We start from the raw sequence: 22,772 nt of genomic DNA on the forward strand, positions 1-22,772 counted from the left end.
GGTGGAACGCGTCACGGGTGGATGAAGCTTGATTTTGCCATTCGTGTGGCGGGTATCGACCGCGTACTTGGATGGCTAGCGCCCTGCTCTCGCTGCTGGCTCCTGGGCCCACGGCGCCTGCGCGAAATGGCTGGCCAGGAACTCGATGAGCGCTTGCACCCGCGCCGGCCGCGCGCGACCCGGGGGGGTGACGATGTGCAGGGCGATGGGGGGTACTTGCCAGTCGTCCAGCGCGGTCTCTAGCAGCCCCGATTGCAGGTCTTGCCAGGCCAGAAACTCGGGCTGCAGCGCCAGGCCCAGGCCGGCCCGCAGCGCGGGGATCAGGCCTTCGGCGTTGTTGGCGCGCAGCGTGGCCGGGACCACCTGTGAAAACTCACCCAGCCGCGCGTGCTGGAAGCGCCAGGCCTCGCCAGTGCGGGTGTGCACATAGCGCAGTGCGCGGTGTGTGGCTAGGTCGCGCGGATGGCTGGGGCGGCCATGCTGCGCGAAGTACGCGGGCGCGCCCACCAGCAGCAGGCGCACCGTACACAGGCGTCGCGCCAGCAGGCTGGAATCTGGCAGGTTCGAGATGCGTAGCGCCACGTCAAACCCGTCGGCCACCATGTCGATCAGCTCGTCGCTGAAATGCAGGTCCGGGGCCACGTCGGGGTGCAGGGCCATGAACTCCGGCAGAGCGGGTGCCAGGTGCGACACACCAAACGACATGGGCGCTGCAATGAGGATGGGGCCGCGCAGGTTCTTGGATTGCTCTGTAACTTCGGCCTCTACCGCTTCACCTTCGCTGAGGATGCGCGCCGCGCGCTCCAGCGAGGCCTGGCCGCTGGCGGTGAGCGACATGCGCCGCGAGGTGCGGTGGAACAAGGTGGTTTTGAGCCGGCCCTCCAGACGCGTGAGCGCCTTGGATACGGTGGGTTGCGAGATGCCCAGCTCGGCGGCCGCCTTGGCGAAAGAGCCGGTTTCGGCCACCTTGGCGAAGATGGCCCAGGCTTCGAAGTCAGGCAGTCTGGTCATGTGTCAGTGGCGCCCGGCCGCCCGAAGCCACTGAGCGCCCCCTCGGGGGGCAGCGATGAGCGTGGAGCATGTAGATTTTGGAATGGATTGTTTTCCATCTTTTCTATTCTCTTATTGATCGCCGAATCATAAAGTCTCTCCATCGCAACACAACTTCTCGGAGAAACACCATGATTGAACGCAGACCTTTCGACTCCCTCGGCGGCGCAGACCACGGCTGGCTCAATGCCAAGCACCACTTTTCGTTTGCCGAATACCACGACCCGGCACGCATGGGCTGGGGTGCCCTGCGGGTGTGGAACGACGACACGATTGCGGCTGGCACGGGCTTCCCTCCGCATGCCCATGCCAATATGGAAATCATCACCTACGTCCGTGAAGGTGCCATCACCCACCAGGACAACCTGGGCAACAAGGGCCGCACCGAAGCGGGCGACGTGCAGGTGATGAGCGCGGGCACCGGTATCCGCCACTCGGAATACAACCAGGAACCCGGCGTGACCAAGATCTTCCAAATCTGGATCATGCCCGACGGCCGCGGCCTGCCACCTTCCTGGGGTGCCAAGCCCTTCCCCAAGGGCGACCGCTCCGGCAGTTTTGTGGCACTGGCCAGCGGCCTGCCAGGTGATGAAGGAGCCTTGCCCATCCGTACCAACGCACGGGTGTCCGGGGCCACGCTGAAGGCCGGTGAAACGGCGGAGTACCACCTGGGTAAGAACCGCCGCGCCTACCTGGTGCCCGCCATTGGCGAAGTGGAAGTGGACGGCGTGCGCCTGCTGGCCCGCGATGGTGCCGCCATCAGCGACGTGGAGACCATCCGCGTCACGGCCATCGCCGATGCCGAGCTGGTGCTGGTGGACACCGCACCCTAAGTTTGGGGCGACGCTGCAAGGGCTTGTAACAAGCTCTTGCACTGCCAGCGCACATTTGTTCAAAAAATAGCGCAAACCATCTATCTGCTGCGGCTCTGCGTATCTAACGTGCACCGGGTACGTACCTAGTCGTTCGCAATACACATTTTTCAGATGCAAGGAGTTCCCACCATGGCCATTACCGCGACACCCACCGCAGGCGCCAAGTTGCTCACCCCCCATGATCACACCCTGGTCATGATCGACTTCCAATCGCAAATGGCCTTTGCCACCAACTCCATCGACCCGGTGCTGCTGCGTTCCAATGCGGCCCTGGTGGCCAGCGCCGCCGCCGGCTTTGGTGCCTCGACCATCCTCACCACGGTGGCCGAGAAAAGCTTCTCTGGTCCGATGTTTGAGGAAGTCACTGCGCCCTTCCCTGGCCAGGCCCTGCTGGACCGCACCTCGATGAACACCTGGGAAGACGCGGCTGTGATTAAGCGCATCAACGCCATTGGCAAGAGCCGCATCGTGCTGGCCGGTCTGTGGACCAGCGTGTGCATCGTTGGCCCGGCTCTGTCGGCGCTGGATCAGGGCTTCGAGGTGTATGTGATTGCCGATGCCTGCGGCGATATTTCCAATGAGGCACACAACCGCGCCATGGAGCGCATGGTGCAGGCCGGCGCGCAGCCCATGACTTCGCTGCAATACCTGCTGGAACTGCAACGCGACTGGGCGCGTACCGACACCTACGACATGACCACCGGTGTGGCCAAGAGGTTTGGCGGTGGCTACGGCATCGGCATCAACTACGCCCGCGCCATGTTTGGTGCGCACGAAGGCTAAGCCGCGACCGACGCAACACAGTTCTATCTGACTGAGAAGGACCCACCATGGCTGAAGCAAGCTACCCCGACCTGATCCTGCACCGCGGCATGTTCACTACGCTGGACCGCGCCAACCCAACGGCCAGTGCGGTCGCCATCCGGGACGGCCGCTTCACCCATGTGGGGCGCGACCACGAAGTCATGCCGCTGGCGGGGCCGAACACCAAGCTCATCGACATGCGTGGCAAGCGTGTGCTACCAGGCCTGATCGACAACCACCTGCACATCATCCGGGGTGGGCTTAACTTCAACCTGGAGCTGCGCTGGGACGGTGTGCGCAGCCTGGCCGATGCCATGGGCATGCTCAAGCGCCAGGTGGACATCACGCCCGCGCCGCAGTGGGTGCGGGTGGTGGGGGGGTTCACCGAACACCAGTTCGTGGAGAAGCGTTTGCCCACCATTGCCGAGTTGAATGCAGTGGCGCCCGACACACCCGTTTTCCTGCTGCACCTGTACGACCGCGCCTTGCTCAACGGCGCTGCACTGCGTGCTGTGGGCTATACCAAGGACACGCCTGCACCACCCGGCGGCGAGATCGTGCGCGACAGCGCGGGCAACCCGAGTGGCTTGCTGCTGGCCAAGCCCAACGCCTCCATCCTCTATGCGACGCTGGCCAAAGGCCCGAAGCTGCCGTACGAATACCAACTGAATTCCACCCGCCACTTCATGCGCGAACTGAACCGCCTGGGCGTGACCGGCGCTATCGACGCCGGTGGCGGCTTCCAGAACTACCCGGACGACTACCAGGTCATTGAGGAATTGGCCAAGGCTGACCAACTGACCATCCGCCTGGCTTACAACCTGTTCACGCAAAAGCCCAAGCAGGAGAAGGCCGATTTCCTGAACTGGACGGCCACTTCCCAATACAAGCAGGGCACGGACTACTTCCGCCATAACGGTGCGGGCGAGATGCTGGTGTTCTCCGCCGCCGACTTCGAAGACTTCCGCCAGCCGCGCCCCGACATGGCGCCCGAGATGGAAGGCGAGCTTGAAGAAGTGGTACGCCTGCTGGCGCAGAACCGCTGGCCCTGGCGCCTGCACGCCACCTACGATGAGACCATCAGCCGTGCGTTGGACGTGTTCGAGCGCGTGAACCAGGACGTACCGCTGCAAGGCCTGAATTGGTTCTTCGACCACTGCGAAACCATCTCTGACCAGTCTATCGACCGCATCGCTGCACTCGGTGGTGGCATCGCCGTGCAGCACCGCATGGCCTACCAGGGCGAATACTTTGTCGAGCGCTACGGCCATGGTGCGGCCGAGGCCACGCCGCCAGTCAAGAAGATTTTGGAGAAAGGCGTGAAGGTTTCCGCCGGTACCGACGCTACCCGTGTCGCCTCCTACAACCCCTGGGTCTCGCTGTCCTGGCTGGTCACCGGCAAGACCGTCGGTGGCATGCAGCTGTATCCGCAACGCAACTGCCTGGACCGCGAAGCCGCGCTGCGCATGTGGACCGAGAACGTGACCTGGTTCAGCAACGAAGTCGGCAAGAAGGGCCGGATCGAAGTCGGCCAGTTTGCCGACTTGGTGGTGCCCGACCGCGACTTCTTCGCCTGTGCCGAATCCGAGATTGCCGACACCACGGCGCTGCTCACCATCGTCGGCGGCAAGGTGGTGTATGGCGCGGGCGATTTCGCCGCGCATGACGAGAACCCATTGCCGCCGACCATGCCCGACTGGTCGCCGGTGCGCCGCTTTGGTGGCTACGCCGGTTGGGGCGAACAGGGTGCGCCCCTGCAGGCCGTGATGCGCCAGGCGGCAGCGGCCTGTGCCTGCGCCAATGACTGCAATGTGCACGGGCACCAGCACGCCACCGCCTGGAGCAGCAAGCTGCCGATTGCCGACCTGAAGAGCTTTTGGGGCGCGCTGGGCTGCGCCTGCTGGGCCGTTTGATGGACGCGCTGCGGCAACTATTCATCGCGCCCTGGGTGCATTGGCTGGCGCTGCTGTGCCTGTGCGCGGCCTATCTGCAGGGCGCATTCGACAAGGCGCGTGACTTCCCTGCGGCAGCAGCCGAGATGCGGCGCTTTGGCCTGGCGCCGGCGGCACCCTTGGCGGCCCTCACCATCGCTTTTGAATTCGGAGCTTCGGCCATGGTGCTGACCGGCTATTACCGCTGGCTGGGGGCTGTGATGTTGGCGGCCTTCACCGCGCTGGCGAATTGCCTGGCGGATCGCTTCTGGTCCACAGACGGTGCGCAAAAGCGCGTGCTGGCGAATGCATTTTTCGAACATTGGGGTTTGGTCGGGGGCTTCATCGTGGTTGCCTGGTACGACCTGGGAGGTCACAGTGGTATCTGAAGCAAGCTCCGTCCCTACGCTGGCACCCGCAGCGGAGAAACCGCTGTTGGCGCGGTTGTCGATTTCCATGTTTTCCATGGTGATGGGCATTGGCGGCCTGGCCAATGCCTGGGCGGGGGCGCACCGGGTTTTTGGTCTGCCCTTGGTCATCAGCCAAATCTTGTTGTTCATCGCCGTGCTCAGTTTCGTTGTACTGGTGCTGCTGCACCTGGCCAAGCTGAAGTTTTGTTTTGCCGAGGTGATGGAGGAGTTTGCGCACCCTGTGCGGTCCAGCTTCTTCCCGGCGGTGTCGGTGGCGACCGTGGTGTTGTCCATCGGTCTGCGGCCTTATTCCTGGGCCTTGGCGGATGCGCTGTGGTGGATAGGCGCAAGCATGCATTTCACATTCGCCGTGACCCTGATCCGGCGCTGGATATTGCATGCGCAGGACGAAGGTGTGTTGACGCCGGCCTGGTTCATACCGGTGGTGGGCAACATCCTGGTGCCGGTGGGCGGTGTGCCGCTGGGCCATGTGGAGATCAGCTGGTTCTTCTTCTCCATCGGTCTGATTCTGTGGCTGTCGTTCTTCACCATCGTGCTGCACCGCGTGCTGTTTGTGCCGACGATGAGCCAGCGCAGCATGCCCACGCTGTTCATTTTGCTGGCGCCGCCATCGATTGGTTTGTCGGCCTATCTTGCCTTCACGGGCGGGCAGCCGGGGGCGCTGGGCGACATGCTGTACTGTCTGGCCTTGTTCATCGCCATTTTGCTGGCGAGTCTGGGCCGGCATCTGGCGCACGGTGCGTTTTTCATGAGCTGGTGGGCCATGACCTTTCCGGCCGATGGCTGGGCCGGCGCCACCTTGGGCTACTACCTTGCGCGCCCCACGACCTACACCCTGGTGATTGCTGTCGTGGCACTGGCGGCGGCCACCATGATCGTGTCTTGGATCGTGGTTCGTACCGTTCTGCATATGGCCAGCGGTGCAGCGTTCCGCGAAGACTAGTACTGCACCCCGGAAGTAGCGGAACAAAATGAAAGTGATGGATTCGTTCTCAGGGTTAGGCGCAAGCCGCAGCGAAGGCTGTACGCCTTCGCAAGGTTTGCAACGACGCCATGGGGACGAAGACGCGCTTTCATGTTTCGTTACTTCCGGGGTGCAGTACTAGGTCCTTGCCCTTCTCCATTCTTTTCTCAACCGCAGCACAAGCCGCTGCAACAACCCTCGGAGATATTTCAAGCATGTCCAGTGTTACGACCAAAGACGGCGTCCAGATCTTCTACAAGGATTGGGGGCCCAAAAGCGCGCAGCCGATCATGTTCCACCATGGCTGGCCACTCTCCAGCGACGATTGGGATGCGCAAATGCTGTTCTTCATACAGCATGGCTACCGCGTTGTCGCGCACGACCGGCGCGGCCACGGGCGCTCGGCGCAGGTGAGCGAAGGGCACGACATGGACCACTATGCTGCCGATGCCTTCGCGGTGGTGGAGGCGCTGGACTTGAAGAACGTGGTCCACATCGGTCACTCCACCGGCGGGGGCGAGGTCGCGCGCTACGTCGCCAAGCACGGCCAGCCCAGCGGCCGCACTGCCAAGGCGGTGCTGGTGAGCGCGGTCCCGCCATTGATGCTGAAGACGGCCAGCAATCCCGAGGGCCTGCCCATGGAAGTGTTCGACGGCTTCCGCAAGGGCGTGGCCGAGAACCGTGCACAGATGTTCTTGGATGTGCCTGCAGGGCCGTTCTACGGCTTCAACCGCCCGGGGGCCAAGGTCTATCCGGGCGTGGTCCAGAACTGGTGGCGCCAAGGCATGATGGGTAGCGCCAAGGCGCACTACGAGGGTATCAAGGCCTTCTCGGAAACCGACCAAACCGAGGACTTGAAGGCGATCACCGTGCCAACGCTGGTGCTGCACGGCGATGACGACCAGATCGTACCGATTGCGGACTCCGCCCTGAAGGCTGCCAAGCTCTTGAAGAACGGCACACTCAAGGTCTACCAAGGCTACCCCCACGGCATGCTCACCACCCAGGCCGACGTGATCAATCCAGACTTGCTGGCTTTTGTGCAGTCGTGATACGCCAGGCGCCCCTGCCACCGGGGGCGCCCACATTGCCGGAGCAGGAGCACGAGGCGATTCTGCAGGCTTTGGTGGAGGCCCTGCTGGCGGCATTGGAGGCTCCGTATCCCATCGACAGCCCGTTCATTGGGCAATTGTTGCGGGCGCTGCAAACCCATGTGCTGGCGCAGGTGGGCACTGCCTACCTGGGTCGCTTGGTGCCGCAGCAGCGGGTTCTGCGCCACCGGCTTGCGCTGTCGGTGGTGCTGCTGAAGAGTGATATGTCTCTGCCCGATATTGCCGCAGCATGCGGCTTCAAGGACGTACGCCATTTCTCGCGCAGTTTCCGCCGCGTGATGGGGGCTCCGCCGAGGTAGGCGATACCCATCAGCCGTGGCTGGTTGTATGGCCGCTCGTCACTAAAAAGTGCTACCGTGCAAATACCTATGCTTCTTGAACTCTCTTCCGGTCTGTTCACCCGCTTGGGCTCAAAGGCGCGCAATGCGGCTTGAGCATGCACCCACTGTGCAGCCGCCTCTGGTACAAGCCAAGGACTCCCTGGGTTGCGTGGCCAGCCGGCTGCACCAGGACCAGGAGCTGGCCGGCGCGGGGGCGCGCTTCTACCGTAAACGCGTCGAAAACCCCGGCCTGAGCCCCGTCTTCACCCCGGCCAGCGACCGCGGCTACCTGGTGGGCATCTCGTTGAACGGGGGCCACTGCCGCCGCATCTTCCATGGGCACCATACCTCCTCGCACGAGTTTGAAGCCAGCGCGGTGTATGTGCGGAATTTTGCCGACGATTACCGGGCCGATCTGCAAGGGCCATTCGACTTTTTGCTGGTAGAGATTTCGCGTGAATTCTTCGACAGCGCTACCGATGAGCGCGACGGCCGGCGCGTCACCGGCCTGGAGTGTGTGACCGGCATGCACGACCCGGTGCTGGCCAACCTGGCCCGCGCCATGGCCCCCACGCTGGCGCGGCCGCATGAAGCCAGCACGCTGTTTGTGGACCAGATGAGTGTGGCCATAGGCACCTACCTGATTGAGCAGTACGGCGGTGCGATGACGCGCCCGCTGCGCCCGAACCGGCGCTTGTCGCGGCAGCACGAGGCGCACGCCAAGGAGATGCTGTTGGGCAGTCTGGACGGCAAGCTGTCGGTCAGCGACATCGCCCAGGCCTGCGGTCTGTCACGCAGCTATTTCATCCGCGCATTCCACGACACCCTGGGCCAGACGCCGCACCAGTGGCTGATGAAGCAGCGCGTGGACATGGCCTGCGGACTCCTCGCGCAAGGTGCACAGTCACTGGCCGATATTGCGGCTGGCTGTGGCTTTGCCGACCAGAGCCATTTCACCCGGGTCTTCACCCAACACATAGGCACGCCGCCGGGCACTTGGCGGCGGAGGCACGGTTAATCGCGCTTGCGATTGCCGGTTTTTTGCGCAGGGCGGCCAACTTGGCGCGAAAATGCGGACGCTGGAATAAAAAGAGGTTAGATTGTCTCTACGCCACCGCAGCGGTGGTTCCAGTCTGTTAACGACGTTACCTTGGAAATCTTCATGGCAAAAACTTTGGCAAGCATTCAGCGTCAAATTGACAAACTTCAAAAAGAAGCAACTGCGATCCGTGCAAAAGAAGTCGGCGGCGTGATTGAGCGCATACAAAGTGCCATCGCCTTTTACGGCCTGACCGTGGACGATCTCTTTGGTGCCAAGTCTGCCGCCAAAACACGGGGGCGGCGCAAGGCCGCGGACCCGGCGGCAAAAGCGGCTGCCAAGCCCAAGGCCGAGCGTGTCATCAAGTACCGGGACGAAGCGGGCCATAGCTGGACCGGGCACGGCAAGCGCCCCGGCTGGTTCAAGGCCGCGCTGGAAAGCGGCAAGACGGCCGAGGACCTGCTGGTGAAGTCCTGATCCCACTGCCTGCACCTGCAGTTCTTTGGCGCAATGATTTATAAAAAATAAGACTCTGGCGCAGGTATCACTTGCGCTGGCAGCTCTTGTTTTTGTAGCGCCTGTGTGGATGGATGGGAGGCCGCATGGATGTAGTGCAGCAGATTTTGGACTTCAACGCGGGCCGCGAGCCCGAGCGCTTGCAGATCAAGTACGACAAGATGCAGGCCGATGCATTTGTCTTTCTGCGCGGTAGCTGCCATCTGTTCTACCAGCAGCTGGCGTGCAAGGGGGTGTTCAAGTCGGCGCCGCCGGTGTGGTCTTGCGGCGACCTGCATTTTGAGAACTTCGGCAGCTACAAGGGCGATAACCGGCTGGCCTATTTCGACATGAATGACTTCGACGAAGCCATTCTGGCGCCTGCCAGTTGGGACCTGGTGCGCATGCTGACCAGCCTGCAGGTGGGCGCACACAGTCTGGGCCTGCGTGCAGACGAGGCGCAGCAGCTGTGCGAGGGCTTTCTGCACAGCTACGCCAGCACCCTGTCGCAGGGCAAAGCCTATTGGGTGGAAACGCAAACTGCGCGCGGTCTGGTGGGCGACCTGCTGGACGGGCTGCGTAGTCGCCAGCGCCCGGAATTGCTGGATGCCTATGCTCCGGTGACCGGCAAGAAGCGCACATTCAAGGGTGGCCGCAAAAAGACCCTGCCCGCCAGCCGTGAGCAGCGGGCGCAGGTCAATGAGCAGATGGCCGCCTTCGCGGCGACCCAGGCCGAACCCCACTTCTACAAGGTGCTGGACGTAGCACGCCGTGTGGCTGGCACCGGCAGCCTGGGCGTGGAGCGCTACGCAGTGCTGGTGCAGGGCAAGGGTTCGCCAGACGGTAACTACCTGCTGGACCTGAAGCAGGCCCTGCCCTCGGCTCTGCAGGCCTATGTGCCCTGTGCACAGCCGGCCTGGCCATCACAGGCGGCGCGCATTGTGGAACTGCAGCGGCGCGTGCAGGCGGTGTCCATGGCGTTTTTGCAGCCCGTGGTGCGGGGGCGCACCTCCTATGTGCTGCGCGGGCTGCAGCCCACCGAAGACAGGGTCAGCCTGGATCGCGCCCGGCAGTCGCTGGCCGATATCCAGAAGGTGATGGCCACCATGGGCCAGATCGTGGCCTGGGGCCAGCTGCGCAGCGGCGGACGGCAGGGTTCGGCTACGGCCGACGAACTCATCGCCTTTGCCCAGGGCCCCAAGTGGCAGGCCAAGCTGCTGGAGGCCGCTGCGGACTGCAGCAAGCAGGTGGAGCACGACTACCAACGCTATGCCCAGGCCTATGCGGACGGTGTTTTCCGTGTATGGAAATAATGCTGCCGTCGCAGAAGATACCTGCGCAGGCAGCTATTTATTTAGTAGCAAATCTTATTTGACCTGCTGCTTTTCCAGCTTGCGCGCCAGGGTGCGGCGGTGCATGCCCAGGCGCCGCGCGGCCTCGGAGATGTTGAAGCCGGTTTCCGCCAGGATTTGGTGGATGCGTTCCCATTCCAGGGTTTTGATGGAGCTGGCCCGGTTGGTCAGCTGCACCTCGGCATTGCCGGCGGTGGATTCAAACGCGGCCTCGATATCGTCGGTGTTGGACGGCTTGGCCAGGTAGTGGCAGGCGCCCAGTTTGATGGCCTCCACTGCGGTGGCGATGCTGGCAAAGCCGGTCAGCACCACGATCAGCATGGTCGGGTCGTGGGTGGCCAGCATCTGCACGCAGGCGAGGCCGGAGGCATCGCCATTCAGCTTCAGGTCCACCACCGCATAGCCGGGGGTGTGGGTTTGCAGCAGGGTGCTGACCTCTTCCAGGCTGCTGGCCTGCCGTACCTGGTAGCCCCGGCGCTCGAAGGAGCGGCTGAGCGTGCGGGCAAAGGCGGCGTCGTCTTCGATGATCAGCAGCTGGCGCTCAGTGGACATGTGCGGCGCCCCCTTGCAACACGATGGACGAGAGCGGCAGGCGGATGCGGACTTCGGCACCACCTATCGATGGGTTACTGGCCGACACCGTGCCGCCCAGGGTGCGTGCTACGTTGACCACCAGGAACAGGCCCAGGCCGCTGCCGGCGCGTCCTTTGGTGGACTGGTAGGGCTTGCCCACATGCTCCAGCATGGCCGGCGGGAAGCCGGGGCCGGCGTCGGTGACGCGCAGGGTCAGGGTCTCTTCATCGCAAGATGCTTCCAGACGCACCAGCCGGGGCGAGGCTTCAAAGGCGTTGTCCAGCACATTGCAAACCATTTGCTGGATGGTGGAGTCGGAAACCATGGGTAAGTCTTGCACCAACTGATTGTCGTAGACCAGGGCCGTGGCCGAGCGGGTGGCGCGCCATTCCCTTACCAGTTCGTCCAGAAAGGTGCAGATGGAGGTCTTCGCGGGCGCTTCGCCACGGGTCTCGCCGGCCGACAGCAGGATGCCGCTGACAATGCTTTTGCAGCGCTTTACCTGGGCCTGCATCTCACCTACCTCTTGCAGCAGTTCCGGGTCATTGGTGAAGGTGGGCATGCGCTTCCAGTCGCCCAGGATGACCGCCAGCGTGGCCAGCGGCGTGCCCAGTTCGTGCGCGGCGCCGGATGCCAGCAGGCCCATGCGCACGATGTGCTCTTCTTCGGCGGCGCGCTGGCGCAGGCTGGCCAGGCGCGCGTCACGCTGGCGCAGATTGCGCTCGATGCGGGTGATGAACACCACCAGCAGGATGGCGTTCAGCGCAAAGCAGACCAGCATACCTTCCACATAGGGGCTGTACAGGCCCAGGTCGTGGGCCATGGGGAGTGGCAGGGGCTGGGCGAATACGGCCAGGCCCGCAAAGCAGGCCGCGGTAATCGCCACCATGGTCCAGGTGGCCCAGGTGCGCAGCAGCACAGCGCCCAGCGTGACCTGCAGCAGGTATAGAAAAGTAAACGGGTTGCTGACGCCGCCGCTGAGGTAGAGCTGGGCCGTCAGCGTACCCACATCAACCAGCAGGGAAATGAACAGCTCGCCGTTGGACACATCGCGGTGGGTACGCCAGTACAGCAGGCTGGTCAGGTTGAACAGCAGCAGGCAGGACAGCACGGCCAGCATGGGCTGCAGCGGCAGGTGGATGCCAAAGCCGTAGTGCACGATGGAGATGGTGGCCACCTGGCCGAACGCGGCAAACCAGCGCAGCTGTATCAGCTGCTGCATGTTCATGATGTCTGCGCTGTCGTCCAGTTCGGCGCTGCTGGCGGGACTGTTGCTGGTGGGGGCGGGCTTCATGGCGAGAGTCAGGATAGCGCAACACCCTTTGCTGCGCGCCGCAGCCTCCACTCTACGCGCCCCACGAACCAGCTGGCACCCGCTACCATCAAGGCCAGGGTGTACCAGGTGAGCGCGTACACCAGATGGCTGTTGTGGAAGTTGATGACCGTCAGCCCCGCCACCGGCAGGGTCGCAGCGCTGGCTGAGTCGCTAGGCTGGGCGTCCGCATCCACAAAATACGGGGCAACCGGCGCCAGGCCACGGGCTGCTGCAATCGCCTGTACATCGCGCGAGTACCAGCGGCCGTCAGCGGCATCGTTGCGGCGCAGAAAGCCACCGCCGGGCTCGGTCAGGCGCAGCAGCCCGGTGACCGTGGTGCTGCCCTGGGGCCCGGCATCGCGCCGGCTGGCGCGTTCGCGTGCCTCGGGCGGCACAAAGCCCCGGTTCACTAGCACCAGGCTGCCGTCGGCCAGCTGCAAAGGGGTCAGCACCCAGAAGCCGGTGCCTTGCACGGTGCTGGCCTGTACCAGGGTTTCCTTGTCGTGCAGGTAGCTGCCGCTTAGCGTCACGTGGCGGTATTCATCGGCGGCGGCATTGACCTGCGGCCATTGCGCCTGGCTGGGGGCTGGCGTGGGCGCGGCATGTACACGCTGTTCCACTCGGGCTATCAGGTCCAGCTTCCAGGCGCGGCGTTCGACCTGCCAGGTGCCCAGCGCCAGGAAGCCGACAAACAAAAAGGCCGCGCACAGTGCGAGCGCGGCCAGGGCCCCGGCAGGGCGCGGACCACGTCCGGGCGCTGCGGTGGTGTGTGTCGCCACGCTCAAGGCATGTTCTTCATTTCATGCGCGGAGACAGGCATCATGTTGTGGTTGAGGTGGTACATCACCCACAGCGAGCCAGCCAGCATGATGACCACGACCATGACGGTGAAGATCAGTGCCAGCAGCGTCCAGCCGCCTTCGGACTTGGTGTTCATGTGCAGGAAGTACACCATGTGCACCACGATCTGCACGGCGGCGAAACCCAGCACCACAAAGGCGGTGGTGGCGGGCTTGTCGAAGACCTTGGCCATCACCAGCCAGAACGGAATCGCCGTCAGGATGATGGACAGCACGAAGCCGGTCATATAGCCGCCGAAAGTGCTGTGCGCTGCACCGTCGTCATGGCCGTGGCCATGGTCGTCTGCGCCGTGCGCGTGGGAAATGTGGGTATCGGTGTGGCTATCGTTGTGTGCGCTCATGCCAGCACTCCCATCAGGTAGACAAAGGTAAATACGCCAATCCAGACCACGTCCAAGAAGTGCCAGAACATGGACAGACACATCAGGCGGCGGCGGTTGGCGGCGGTGAAGCCGTACTTGCCGACCTGCACCATCAGTGTGATCAGCCAGATGATGCCGAAGGTCACGTGCAAGCCGTGGGTGCTGACCAGCGTGAAGAACGAGGACAGGAAGGCACTGCGTTGCGGGCCTGCGCCTTCGTGGATCAGGTGCACAAATTCATACAGCTCCAGGCCGATGAAGACCGCGCCGAACAGGCCGGTGATGGCCAGCCAGCCCAGGGTGGCGCTGACCTTGTTCTTCTGCATCTCCAGCATGGCAAAGCCATAGGTGATGGAGGACAGCAGCAGCATAGAGGTGTTGACCGCCACCAGGGGCAGATCGAACAGTTCGGCGCCCGAAGGGCCGGCCGCGTAGCTGCGGCCCACCACCGCGTGCACGGCGAACAGGCAGGCGAAGATGAGACAGTCGCTCATCAGGTAGATCCAGAAGCCCAGCGCCGTGCTGTTCTCGACGTGGTGCTCGTTGGGCAGGTAGTAGCGGTATTTGTCCGACGCGCCTGCGGCGGAGGTGTGGGCGGTGGTGTTAGACATGTTGGGCAAGCAGACGGGTACGGACGGCTTCGGTACGGACGACTTCGTCCGCGCTGATGTGGTAGTCACGTTTGTAGTTGAAGGTATGCACGATCGTGGCGACTACCAGGGAGAGGAAGGCCAGGATGGCCAAAGGCCACATATGCCAGATCGCCGCGAAGCCAAATACCGTGCTCAGGCCTGCCAGGATGGCGCCAGCGCCGGTGTTCTTGGGCATGTGGATGGCGATGAAGCCGTCCGTGGGGCGAACATAGCCGTTCTTCTTCATGTCCCACCAGGCGTCGTTGTCATGCACCACGGGGGTGAAGGCGAAGTTGTAGGCGGGCGGTGGCGAGGAGGTCGCCCATTCCAGCGTACGGCCTTGCCATGGGTCGCCGGTGTGGTCGCGCAGCGATTCACGGCGCATATAGCTGACGACCAGCTGGATCAGGAAGCAGCCAATGCCGATGGCGATCAGTGCCGCGCCGAAGGCCGCGATCTGGAACCAGATCTGCAACGAGGGGTCTTCAAAGTGGCTCATGCGGCGGGTCACACCCATCAGGCCCAATACATACAGCGGCATGAAGGCGAAGTAGAAGCCGATGAACCAGAACCAGAACGAGCACTTGCCCCAGAACGAATCCAGCTTGTAGCCGAAGGCCTTGGGGAACCAGTAGGTGATGCCGGCCATCAAGCCGAACAACACGCCGCCGATGATCACGTTGTGGAAGTGGGCGATCAGGAACAGGCTGTTGTGCAGCACGAAGTCGGCCGGTGGCACCGCCAGCAGCACGCCGGTCATGCCGCCGATCACGAAGGTGATCATGAAGCCGATGGTCCACAGCATGGGGACTTCAAAGCGGATGCGGCCACGGTACATGGTGAACAGCCAGTTGAAGATCTTCGCCCCGGTGGGGATGGAGATGATCATGGTCGTGATGCCGAAGAACGAGTTGACGCTGGCCCCCGAACCCATGGTGAAGAAGTGGTGCAGCCAGACCAGGTAGGACAGGATGGTGATCACGACCGTGGCATAGACCATGGAGGCGTAGCCGAACAGACGCTTGCTGCAGAAAGTGGCGACCACTTCGGAGAACACGCCGAACACCGGCAGCACCAGGATGTACACCTCGGGGTGGCCCCAGATCCAGATCAGGTTCACGTACATCATGGCGTTGCCGCCGAAGTCGTTGGTGAAGAAGTTGGTGCCGACATAGCGGTCCAGTGACAGCAGTGCCAGCACGGCGGTCAGGATGGGGAATGCGGCGACGATCAGCACGTTGGTGCACAGTGCGGTCCAGGTGAACACGGGCATGTTCATCATCTTCATGCCGGGTGCGCGCATCTTCACGATGGTGGCCAGCAGGTTGATACCCGATAGCAGCGTACCCACGCCGGCGATCTGCAGCGACCAGATGTAGTAATCCACCCCCACGTCGGGGCTATAGAGCAGGCCGGACAGCGGTGGGTAGGCCAGCCAGCCGGTGCGGGCGAATTCGCCCACGAACAGCGACATCATCACCAGCACGGCACCGCTGGCCGTCATCCAGAAGCTGAAGTTGTTCAAGAAGGGGAAGGCCACGTCGCGTGCGCCGATTTGCAGTGGCACCACGAAGTTCATCAGGCCGGTCACCAGGGGCATGGCCACGAAGAAAATCATGATCACGCCGTGGGCGGTGAACACCTGGTCGTAGTGGTGCGGCGGCAGGAAGCCGGCGTTGTCACCAAAGGACAAGGCCTGCTGTGCACGCATCATCACCGCGTCGGCAAAGCCGCGCAGCAGCATCACCAGGCCGAGGATGACGTACATGATGCCGATGCGTTTGTGGTCGATGCTGGTGAACCATTCGCGCCAGAGGTAACCCCAGAGGCGGAAATAGGTCAGCGCGCCCAGCACTGCTACGCCACCGATCGCCACGGCGATGAAGGTGGCCAGCAGAATCGGCTCGTGGAATGGAATGGCGTCCCAGGTGAGACGGCCGAATATGAGCTTTGTTAGGTCGAGGTTGTCGAACATCGTGATTCCGGATGCCAAAAAATAAACGGCTCAGGCCGAAATGCCGGTATGAGCGGCGCGGAGAGAAAGAACTGGCTGGGCTACGCCTCAGATCGGCTGGGTCGCGGCGCTAACCGTCGTGCCCAGAGGATCATTGACCGTGCACATGGCGCCCACGTATTTGCGGTTGGTGGCGTCCACACCAATGCGGCTACGGGTTGCGGCATCCATCGAGGCAATGTTGTACTTGCCTTCCGGTCCGGCCACGCCGCCCTGGGCATCGATGGCCATCATGTCCTTCATGCACATGCGGTTGCTTTCTACGCAGCGGTTCAGGATGGCGTCATACAGGTCTTCGGACACGGAGGCATAGCGGTGTACCGGGTCACGGTTGCTGGGTTGTTCCAGCTTCAGGTAGGCGTCGCGGCCCAGCGCGCCACCGTCACCAGCCTTGGCGGTCTTGACCCACTGCTCGAAATCGGCCTCGTTCACGCCATGGAACTTGAAGCGCATGCCCGAAAAACCGGCACCGCTGTAGTTGGCCGAGAAGCCTTCGTATTCACCCGCCTTGTTGATCACGGCGTGCAGCTTGGTTTCCATGCCTGGCATGGCGTAGATCTGGCCGGCCAGCGCGGGCACGAAGAAGGAGTTCATCACCGAGGAGGCGGTGATCTTGAAGCTGATAGGGCGGTCTACCGGTGCCACCAGCTCGTTCACCACGGCAATGCCTTGCTCGGGGTAGATGAAGAGCCACTTCCAGTCCAGTGCCACGACTTCCACCACCAGGGGTTTGGCGTCGGCGGGGATCACGCGGTCGGCGTCCAGGCGCTGCAGCGGGCGGTAGGGGTCCAGCGTGTGGGTGCTGATCCAGGTGATGGCGCCCAGGGCAATGATGATCAGCAGCGGTGCGCCCCAGATCATCAGTTCCAGCTTTGTGGAGTGGTGCCACTCGGGGTCGTAGGTGGCTTCGGTATTGCTTTTGCGGTAGCGCCAGGCAAACAACAGCGTCAGGATGATCACCGGGACGATGATCACCAGCATCAACAGGGTGGAGACGATGATCAGGTCCCGTTGCTGTACGGCGATGTCGCCGGACGGGCTCATGAGTACTGCTTTACATCCGGCCAGCAGAGCGATGGCCGGCAATAGAAGCAGTGCGCGGAGATTTTTGAGTGATGGCATGCCAGGCAGGTAGAAAAAGCGAGAACACAAAAGGGTTAAGTATTTTCCCTGATATATGGAGCCATGAACTGGGACATTTTGTCCTATGCCTGTGGCAATATGTCTCTCACGGCGCGATCTGGCTACACCCGTCCTTCGCGCCGCTTCAATATAGCAAGGAGCAAGTATGGTGCCAAGCATCGCGCAAGAATATCCCTCCACGCCAATACGCACTGCGGAGTCGTCGGCCCATACTCTTGGCCCTGAAAATCAGGGGCACGTGGCCCCCAGCGACATCGCTGTGGGTGTGGTGATAGGACGCACCTCCGAGTACTTCGACTTCTTTGTATACGGCCTGGCCTCGGTGCTGGTGTTTCCCTCGGTGTTCTTCCCGTTCGATGGACGGCTGGAAGGCACGCTGTATTCCTTCATCATCTTTTCCTTCGCATTCATTGCGCGCCCCATAGGCTCGGCCCTGTTCATGGCCATCCAGCGGCGCTGGGGGCGTGGTGTCAAGCTGACCACGGCGCTGTTCCTGTTGGGTATCTCGACCGCGGGCATGGCGTTCTTGCCGGGCTATGCCAGCCTGGGCTTTACCGCCATCGTGATGCTGTCGGTGCTGCGCTTCCTGCAGGGCATTGCACTGGGTGGCTCCTGGGACGGTCTGCCCTCGCTGCTGGCGCTGAATGCACCGCAAAACCGCCGCGGCTGGTACGCCATGCTGGGCCAGCTAGGCGCGCCTATCGGTTTCATGGCCGCCAGCGGCCTGTATCTTTACCTGCATTCCAGTCTGTCCTCGGTGGATTTCCTGGATTGGGGCTGGCGCTATCCCTTCTACGTGGCCTTTGCCATCAACGTGGTGGCCTTGTTTGCGCGCCTGCAACTGGTGGTGACCGATGAGTTCACCCGCCTGCTGGAAGACCGCGAGCTGGAACCTGCCGGCACCATCGAGCTGGTGCGCGCCGAAGGCTACAACGTGTTCCTGGGCGCGTTTGCTGCGCTGGCCAGCTACGCACTGTTCCACCTGGTGACGGTGTTCCCGCTGTCCTGGATCAACCTGCATGCCTCCCAGCCGGTGAACAGCGTGCTGTTGGTGCAAATCTTCGGCGGTGCCATTGGTATCGTCGGTGTGATCGCCTCGGGCTTGATCGCCGACCGTATCGGCCGACGTAGCACCCTGGGCCTGCTGGCCTGCCTGATTGCGGTGTTCAGCGTGTTTGCGCCCATTCTGCTGGACGGCGGCCCGGCCATGCAGGATGCCTTCATCCTGATCGGCTTTGCGCTGCTGGGCTTGTCGTATGGCCAGGCAGCAGGTGCTATGACCAGTAACTTCAGCGCCAAGTACCGCTATACCGGAGCGGCATTCACGACCGACATGGCTTGGCTGATAGGTGCCGCCTTTGCACCCTTGGTGGCATTGGGCTTGTCGGCGCGCTTTGGCTTGGCTTATGTCAGCATTTATCTGCTGTCGGGCGCGATCTGTACCCTGGCCGCGTTGCGCGTCAACAGGGTGCTGGCCGACCGCGATTGAGGTGCATGCGAACTGGGCGCCATCACTGCACTCGGTTCAGGTATAAAAATAGCTGCTAGCGCAGGAATTACCTGCACTAGCAGCTATGTTTTTTGTAGCTATAGAAGTCAGGCCGCAGCGCTGGCGTAATTCTGTGGAAACAGTTTTCGCTCAATCAGCTCGATCAAGATGTGCAACACCTTGATATGCAGCTCTTGCACCCGGTCGGCGAACTGACCACCGGGTGTGCAGATATACACCGTGCTCAGGGCCTCCAGCGCTTCGCTGCGCTTGCCACTGAGGATGATGACCTCCATGCCCAGTGCGCGGGCGGCGGCGGCGGCGCGTACCACGTTCTTGCTGGTGCCGCTGGTGCTCAGGGCCACCAGGCAGTCGCCGGGCCGGCCATGGGACTCGACATAGCGTGAGAACACCTGCTCGTAGCCCAGGTCATTGCCCACGCAGGTCATATGGCCGGCGTCGCTGATGGCGGTGGCGGCCAGGCCGGGGCGGTCCAGGCGGTAGCGGCCGGTCAGCTCCTCGGCGAAGTGCATGGCATCGCACATCGAGCCGCCATTACCGCAGGAATACACGCGGCCCTTGTTTTCGAACACGCGTATCAGCAACTGGGCCGCATCTTCGATGGTGGCCAGCGCCGCTGGGTTGCTCAGCAGTGCGGTTAGTGCTGCCTGGGCCTCGTTCAGGCTGGATGTGATGTGGTTTTGCATGGGCTCTCCGATGGTGGCGCTGGACTATACCGCTGGTGCGGCGCGGTGTGGGAAGGCCCTACCAGACGGGTGGACGCATATGCCGTGTTGCAGTGCAAAAAAATGCGTACCAAATAGATCGAAGGACTGAATATTCTAAATATTTGAAAAATGTGCATGAAACATGTGTTTTCAAGCGCGTTGCAGATGTAATTTGCAGACCACCTGCACGTCCAAATCTCCACAATCAAGCTTTTCAAAACCGTGTTCAAGGAGCTACGTCATGCATACAGCAGCAGGAGATTTATTCGACAACCCGATGGGACTGATGGGCTTTGAATTCGTAGAGTTCGCCTCGCCCACGCCGGGCCTGCTGGAGTCGGTGTTCGAGCACATGGGCTTTACGCTGGTGGCGACACACCGCTCCAAAGACGTGTTGCTGTACCGCCAGGGCGACATCAATTTCATCGTCAACCGCGAGCCTAAGAGTGTGGCGGGTTATTTCGCGGCGGAACATGGTCCCAGCGCTTGCGGCATGGCGTTTCGCGTGAAAGATTCGCACCACGCCTACCGCCGTGCCTTGGAGTTGGGGGCGCAGCCGATCGAAATCCCCACCGGCCCCATGGAGTTGAACCTGCCCGCCATCAAGGGCATAGGCGGCGCGCCGCTGTACCTGATAGACCGGTATGAAGACGGCAAGTCCATCTATGACATCGACTTCAACTTCATCGATGGCGTGGACCGCCACCCGGTGGGCCACGGCCTGAAGCTGATCGACCACCTCACGCACAACGTCTACCGTGGTCGCATGGCTTTCTGGGCCGATTTTTACGAGCGCCTGTTCAACTTTCGTGAGATACGCTTCTTCGACATCAAGGGCGAATACACCGGCCTGACCAGCAAGGCCCTGACTGCGCCGGACGGCAAGATCCGTATCCCACTCAATGAAGAGTCGCGCCAGGGCGGCGGGCAGATTGAAGAATATTTGATGAAGTTCAACGGTGAAGGCATACAGCACATCGCCCTCATCTGCGACGACTTGCTGGCGGCCGTGGACAAACTGGCCTTGGCCGGCGTGCCGCTGATGACGGCGCCCAACGAGGTGTATTACGAAATGCTGGACAGCCGCCTGCCCGGCCACGGCCTGGACGTGGGCGCCTTGCAAACCCGGGGCATCCTGGTGGACGGCAGTACCGACGCTACCGAAGGGGCTACAGGCTCTGGCACACCACGCCTGCTGCTGCAGATCTTTTCGCAGACCCAGCTGGGACCGGTGTTTTTTGAATTCATCCAACGCCGGGGTGACGAGGGCTTTGGCGAGGGCAATTTCAAGGCCTTGTTCGAGTCGCTGGAGCGTGACCAGATTCGCCGCGGCGCGCTGGAAACCGCATGAAAGCCAGCCCTGACGCAAGTGCCGTGCACAAATTAGACCCGCAGACATTTGGCGAATGGCGGCCTGAATTCCAACATTGGCGCTTCAGTACCGAACGTGGCGGCCTGATGGTGCGTGAGTTCGTCTTTGCGGACTTTGCTGCAGCTTTCGGATTCATGGCCCAGCTCGCTGTGGTGGCAGAGAAGCATGACCACCACCCGGAGTGGCGCAATGTGTACAACCGGGTGGAAATCACCCTCACCACGCACGACGTGCAAGGACTGTCGCAACGCGACCTGGCGCTGGCACGCCATGCGGATGCGGCCTACCTAGGCTTTACCTCTCATCTACCAGCATGAACCCAACTTCGAATACCAAACATGGCTTGGCCGCAGGTGACGCCCACCCTCCCGAGCGGGCCGACTGGACCATAGACCAAGGCTGGGACAACTACAGTCCCGAAGAACACGCCACTTGGAAAACCCTTTACGAGCGCCAGACCCGGCTGTTGCCCGGCCGCGCCTGCGATGAGTTTGTGCAGGGCATGCGCGACCTGTCCATCGGCGCGGACCAGATACCCGATTTCCGGCGGCTCAGCGAAGTGCTGATGCAGCGTACCGGCTGGCAAGTGGTGGCGGTGCCCGGGCTGGTACCCGACGAGGTGTTCTTCGAACATCTGGCAAACCGGCGTTTCCCGGCGGGCCAGTTCATCCGCAAGCCGCACGAGCTGGACTATCTGGAAGAACCCGACGTGTTCCACGACGTGTTTGGCCATGTGCCCATGCTGATGAATCCCACGATTGCCGACTACATCCAGGCCTATGGTGTGGGCGGGCTGCGGGCGCAGAAGTTGGGCGTGCTGGACAAGCTGGCGCGCGTGTACTGGTATACGGTGGAGTTTGGCCTGGTGCAGCAAAAAGACGGTTTGCGCATTTATGGCGCGGGCATAGCGTCGTCTTCGTCGGAGAGCATTTTTTCGCTGGACAGCGCATCGCCCAACCGCGTGCGTTTTGATCTGCCGCGCGTCATGCGCACCCACTACCGCATCGACGATTTCCAGGAAACCTATTTCGTCATTCAAAACCTGGATGAGCTGTTGGAGCTGGCCCACATCGACTTCGGCCCTTTGTACGCCCAGATACAAGGAATGCCCGAATGCCAACCGGGCCAGTTACTGGACGGCGACCTGGTGCTGACACATGGCACCGGCAGCTACCACCAGGCCAAACGAGGAGCGCACTGATATGCAGACATCCCGTAGCACCGTGATGGTGACCGGTGCCGCTGGCAACCTGGGGCGCGCCGTGGCGGACGTATTCGCCAACAGCGGCGCTAATCTGGTGCTGCTTGACATGCGGCGCGAAGATCTGGAGTCGCGCTATGGCCTGGAGGGCGACGGCCGTCTGTTTGCGCCGGCCAATCTGCTGGACCTTGAGCAGGTGCAAACCGCCATGCAGGCCGCTATTGCCCGCTTCGGACGGATTGATGTGCTGTGCAACCTGGCCGGCGGCTTTCGCATGGGCGACGCGGTGCATGCCACTCCGGCCAGTACATGGGACTTCGTGCAGGACATCAATATCCGTACGCTGCTGAATATGGCCCGCGCCGTGGTGCCGCATATGCTGGAGCACGGTGGTGGCAAGATCGTCAATGTGGGTGCCTACGCTGCCCAGCGCGGAGCCGCCTACATGGGGGCTTATTGCAGCGCCAAAAGCGGTGTCATCCGCCTGACGGAAACCATGGCCGCAGAACTGCGCGAGCAGCACATCAACGTCAACTGCGTGCTGCCCACCATCCTCGACACCCCGGACAACCGGGCGGCGATGCCTGATGCAGATCCCACGCGCTGGGTGGCCCCCAAGGCGCTGGCCAGCGTGGTGGCTTTCCTGGCGTCGGACGCGGCCAGCGCAGTGCACGGAGCGGCCTTGCCCGTGACCGGATTGAGCTGAGGGC

24 protein-coding genes are annotated in these 22,772 nt (G+C 62.3%); 15 read left to right on the top strand and 9 right to left on the bottom strand.

The features are described 5' to 3' along the window. Positions 1-75: 75 nt before the first annotated feature. Complete coding sequence (locus AC07O2_RS10000) at positions 76-1,011, bottom strand: LysR family transcriptional regulator (protein ID WP_495075581.1); 936 nt, start codon at positions 1,009-1,011, stop codon at positions 76-78. 170 nt (positions 1,012-1,181) lie between these two features. Between AC07O2_RS10000 and AC07O2_RS10005 the strand changes: the two genes are divergently transcribed. The 10 genes from AC07O2_RS10005 (at position 1,182) to AC07O2_RS10050 (ending at position 10,334) form a co-directional block, all read left to right on the top strand. Beyond that, positions 1,182-1,883, top strand: coding sequence for a pirin family protein (locus AC07O2_RS10005; protein ID WP_490591959.1), 702 nt, complete (start codon positions 1,182-1,184; stop codon positions 1,881-1,883). A gap of 171 nt (positions 1,884-2,054) precedes the next feature. Next, on the top strand, positions 2,055-2,708 hold the full coding sequence (locus tag AC07O2_RS10010; protein WP_495075582.1) for an isochorismatase family protein: 654 nt from the start codon (positions 2,055-2,057) through the stop codon (positions 2,706-2,708). A gap of 47 nt (positions 2,709-2,755) precedes the next feature. Continuing rightward, positions 2,756-4,642 carry an amidohydrolase gene (locus AC07O2_RS10015; protein ID WP_495075583.1) on the top strand — a complete coding sequence of 629 codons (1,887 nt, stop codon included), beginning with the start codon at positions 2,756-2,758 and terminating at the stop codon, positions 4,640-4,642. After that, positions 4,642-5,049, top strand: coding sequence for a DoxX family protein (locus AC07O2_RS10020; RefSeq protein WP_495075825.1), 408 nt, complete (start codon positions 4,642-4,644; stop codon positions 5,047-5,049). The genes AC07O2_RS10015 and AC07O2_RS10020 overlap by 1 nt, the downstream gene beginning before the upstream one ends. Next, positions 5,039-6,034: an SLAC1 anion channel family protein gene (locus AC07O2_RS10025; RefSeq protein WP_495075584.1), complete on the top strand. Its 996-nt coding sequence runs from the start codon at positions 5,039-5,041 to the stop codon at positions 6,032-6,034. The genes AC07O2_RS10020 and AC07O2_RS10025 overlap by 11 nt, the downstream gene beginning before the upstream one ends. A gap of 236 nt (positions 6,035-6,270) precedes the next feature. Continuing rightward, complete coding sequence (locus AC07O2_RS10030) at positions 6,271-7,107, top strand: alpha/beta fold hydrolase (protein WP_495075585.1); 837 nt, start codon at positions 6,271-6,273, stop codon at positions 7,105-7,107. Then, positions 7,104-7,466: a helix-turn-helix domain-containing protein gene (locus AC07O2_RS10035; RefSeq protein WP_495075586.1), complete on the top strand. Its 363-nt coding sequence runs from the start codon at positions 7,104-7,106 to the stop codon at positions 7,464-7,466. Before AC07O2_RS10030 ends, AC07O2_RS10035 begins: the two co-directional genes overlap by 4 nt. Before the next feature lie 148 nt (positions 7,467-7,614). Continuing rightward, a complete protein-coding gene (locus tag AC07O2_RS10040; RefSeq protein WP_495075587.1) occupies positions 7,615-8,505 on the top strand; it encodes a helix-turn-helix domain-containing protein in 891 nt (296 codons plus the stop codon). Positions 8,506-8,637: 132 nt separating this feature from the next. Then, on the top strand, positions 8,638-9,003 hold the full coding sequence (locus AC07O2_RS10045; protein ID WP_495075588.1) for an H-NS histone family protein: 366 nt from the start codon (positions 8,638-8,640) through the stop codon (positions 9,001-9,003). A 125-nt stretch (positions 9,004-9,128) separates the two neighbouring features. Then, positions 9,129-10,334, top strand: coding sequence for a DUF2252 domain-containing protein (locus AC07O2_RS10050; RefSeq protein WP_495075589.1), 1,206 nt, complete (start codon positions 9,129-9,131; stop codon positions 10,332-10,334). A 54-nt stretch (positions 10,335-10,388) separates the two neighbouring features. Here AC07O2_RS10050 and AC07O2_RS10055 read toward each other — a convergent pair whose 3' ends face one another. The 7 genes from AC07O2_RS10055 to cyoA all read right to left on the bottom strand — a co-directional run bounded on the left by AC07O2_RS10055 (position 10,389) and on the right by cyoA (position 17,251). Further along, positions 10,389-10,925 carry a response regulator transcription factor gene (locus AC07O2_RS10055; RefSeq protein WP_495075590.1) on the bottom strand — a complete coding sequence of 179 codons (537 nt, stop codon included), beginning with the start codon at positions 10,923-10,925 and terminating at the stop codon, positions 10,389-10,391. After that, positions 10,915-12,240, bottom strand: coding sequence for an ATP-binding protein (locus AC07O2_RS10060; RefSeq protein ID WP_495075591.1), 1,326 nt, complete (start codon positions 12,238-12,240; stop codon positions 10,915-10,917). The genes AC07O2_RS10055 and AC07O2_RS10060 overlap by 11 nt, the downstream gene beginning before the upstream one ends. Positions 12,241-12,248: 8 nt before the next feature. Continuing rightward, positions 12,249-13,040: an SURF1 family protein gene (locus tag AC07O2_RS10065; RefSeq protein WP_495075592.1), complete on the bottom strand. Its 792-nt coding sequence runs from the start codon at positions 13,038-13,040 to the stop codon at positions 12,249-12,251. Between the two features lie 2 nt (positions 13,041-13,042). Continuing rightward, on the bottom strand, positions 13,043-13,462 hold the full coding sequence (cyoD, locus tag AC07O2_RS10070) for a cytochrome o ubiquinol oxidase subunit IV (RefSeq protein ID WP_495075593.1): 420 nt from the start codon (positions 13,460-13,462) through the stop codon (positions 13,043-13,045). After that, positions 13,459-14,094, bottom strand: coding sequence for a cytochrome o ubiquinol oxidase subunit III (gene cyoC / locus AC07O2_RS10075; RefSeq protein ID WP_495075594.1), 636 nt, complete (start codon positions 14,092-14,094; stop codon positions 13,459-13,461). The genes cyoD and cyoC overlap by 4 nt, the downstream gene beginning before the upstream one ends. Next, a complete protein-coding gene (cyoB, locus tag AC07O2_RS10080) occupies positions 14,087-16,090 on the bottom strand; it encodes a cytochrome o ubiquinol oxidase subunit I (protein WP_495075595.1) in 2,004 nt (667 codons plus the stop codon). The genes cyoC and cyoB overlap by 8 nt, the downstream gene beginning before the upstream one ends. Before the next feature lie 87 nt (positions 16,091-16,177). Continuing rightward, positions 16,178-17,251 carry a ubiquinol oxidase subunit II gene (gene cyoA / locus AC07O2_RS10085; protein WP_495075596.1) on the bottom strand — a complete coding sequence of 358 codons (1,074 nt, stop codon included), beginning with the start codon at positions 17,249-17,251 and terminating at the stop codon, positions 16,178-16,180. Between the two features lie 166 nt (positions 17,252-17,417). On the opposite strand from cyoA, the gene AC07O2_RS10090 reads away from it, so the two are divergent. Further along, a complete protein-coding gene (locus AC07O2_RS10090; protein ID WP_495075597.1) occupies positions 17,418-18,761 on the top strand; it encodes an MFS transporter in 1,344 nt (447 codons plus the stop codon). A gap of 107 nt (positions 18,762-18,868) precedes the next feature. On the opposite strand, the gene AC07O2_RS10095 is transcribed toward AC07O2_RS10090, so the two are convergent. Further along, a complete protein-coding gene (locus tag AC07O2_RS10095; RefSeq protein WP_495075598.1) occupies positions 18,869-19,468 on the bottom strand; it encodes an SIS domain-containing protein in 600 nt (199 codons plus the stop codon). A gap of 262 nt (positions 19,469-19,730) precedes the next feature. Here AC07O2_RS10095 and hppD point away from each other — a divergent pair, with 262 nt between their 5' ends. From hppD to AC07O2_RS10115, 4 genes are read left to right on the top strand one after another with little or no spacing between them, the layout of a single operon-like run. Further along, positions 19,731-20,840, top strand: coding sequence for a 4-hydroxyphenylpyruvate dioxygenase (gene hppD / locus AC07O2_RS10100; RefSeq protein WP_495075599.1), 1,110 nt, complete (start codon positions 19,731-19,733; stop codon positions 20,838-20,840). Continuing rightward, entirely contained in the window at positions 20,837-21,178 is a 342-nt protein-coding gene (locus AC07O2_RS10105) for a 4a-hydroxytetrahydrobiopterin dehydratase (protein ID WP_495075600.1), read from the top strand. Before hppD ends, AC07O2_RS10105 begins: the two co-directional genes overlap by 4 nt. Then, positions 21,175-22,062 (top strand): phenylalanine 4-monooxygenase, encoded by an 888-nt coding sequence (gene phhA / locus AC07O2_RS10110; RefSeq protein ID WP_495075601.1) that lies wholly within the window; start codon positions 21,175-21,177, stop codon positions 22,060-22,062. Before AC07O2_RS10105 ends, phhA begins: the two co-directional genes overlap by 4 nt. Before the next feature lies 1 nt (position 22,063). Beyond that, positions 22,064-22,768 carry an SDR family oxidoreductase gene (locus AC07O2_RS10115; RefSeq protein ID WP_495075602.1) on the top strand — a complete coding sequence of 235 codons (705 nt, stop codon included), beginning with the start codon at positions 22,064-22,066 and terminating at the stop codon, positions 22,766-22,768. Positions 22,769-22,772 lie beyond the last annotated feature (4 nt).

Source organism: Rhodoferax sp. GW821-FHT10B06 (genome assembly GCF_059415605.1).

What these genes read in the sequence shown, in the direction of transcription:
- AC07O2_RS10015 (WP_495075583.1), top strand. Translation starts at nt 2,756, where the DNA reads ATGGCTGAAGCAAGCTACCCCGACCTGATCCTGCACCGCGGCATGTTC.
- AC07O2_RS10050 (WP_495075589.1), top strand. Translation starts at nt 9,129, where the DNA reads ATGGATGTAGTGCAGCAGATTTTGGACTTCAACGCGGGCCGCGAGCCC.
- AC07O2_RS10105 (WP_495075600.1), top strand. Translation starts at nt 20,837, where the DNA reads ATGAAAGCCAGCCCTGACGCAAGTGCCGTGCACAAATTAGACCCGCAG.
- hppD (WP_495075599.1), top strand. Translation starts at nt 19,731, where the DNA reads ATGCATACAGCAGCAGGAGATTTATTCGACAACCCGATGGGACTGATG.
- AC07O2_RS10010 (WP_495075582.1), top strand. Translation starts at nt 2,055, where the DNA reads ATGGCCATTACCGCGACACCCACCGCAGGCGCCAAGTTGCTCACCCCC.
- cyoA (WP_495075596.1), bottom strand. Translation starts at nt 17,251, where the DNA reads ATGCCATCACTCAAAAATCTCCGCGCACTGCTTCTATTGCCGGCCATC.
- cyoD (WP_495075593.1), bottom strand. Translation starts at nt 13,462, where the DNA reads ATGAGCGCACACAACGATAGCCACACCGATACCCACATTTCCCACGCG.
- phhA (WP_495075601.1), top strand. Translation starts at nt 21,175, where the DNA reads ATGAACCCAACTTCGAATACCAAACATGGCTTGGCCGCAGGTGACGCC.
- AC07O2_RS10055 (WP_495075590.1), bottom strand. Translation starts at nt 10,925, where the DNA reads ATGTCCACTGAGCGCCAGCTGCTGATCATCGAAGACGACGCCGCCTTT.
- cyoB (WP_495075595.1), bottom strand. Translation starts at nt 16,090, where the DNA reads ATGTTCGACAACCTCGACCTAACAAAGCTCATATTCGGCCGTCTCACC.
- cyoC (WP_495075594.1), bottom strand. Translation starts at nt 14,094, where the DNA reads ATGTCTAACACCACCGCCCACACCTCCGCCGCAGGCGCGTCGGACAAA.
- AC07O2_RS10000 (WP_495075581.1), bottom strand. Translation starts at nt 1,011, where the DNA reads ATGACCAGACTGCCTGACTTCGAAGCCTGGGCCATCTTCGCCAAGGTG.
- AC07O2_RS10115 (WP_495075602.1), top strand. Translation starts at nt 22,064, where the DNA reads ATGCAGACATCCCGTAGCACCGTGATGGTGACCGGTGCCGCTGGCAAC.
- AC07O2_RS10090 (WP_495075597.1), top strand. Translation starts at nt 17,418, where the DNA reads ATGGTGCCAAGCATCGCGCAAGAATATCCCTCCACGCCAATACGCACT.
- AC07O2_RS10060 (WP_495075591.1), bottom strand. Translation starts at nt 12,240, where the DNA reads ATGAAGCCCGCCCCCACCAGCAACAGTCCCGCCAGCAGCGCCGAACTG.
- AC07O2_RS10020 (WP_495075825.1), top strand. Translation starts at nt 4,642, where the DNA reads ATGGACGCGCTGCGGCAACTATTCATCGCGCCCTGGGTGCATTGGCTG.
- AC07O2_RS10005 (WP_490591959.1), top strand. Translation starts at nt 1,182, where the DNA reads ATGATTGAACGCAGACCTTTCGACTCCCTCGGCGGCGCAGACCACGGC.
- AC07O2_RS10095 (WP_495075598.1), bottom strand. Translation starts at nt 19,468, where the DNA reads ATGCAAAACCACATCACATCCAGCCTGAACGAGGCCCAGGCAGCACTA.
- AC07O2_RS10030 (WP_495075585.1), top strand. Translation starts at nt 6,271, where the DNA reads ATGTCCAGTGTTACGACCAAAGACGGCGTCCAGATCTTCTACAAGGAT.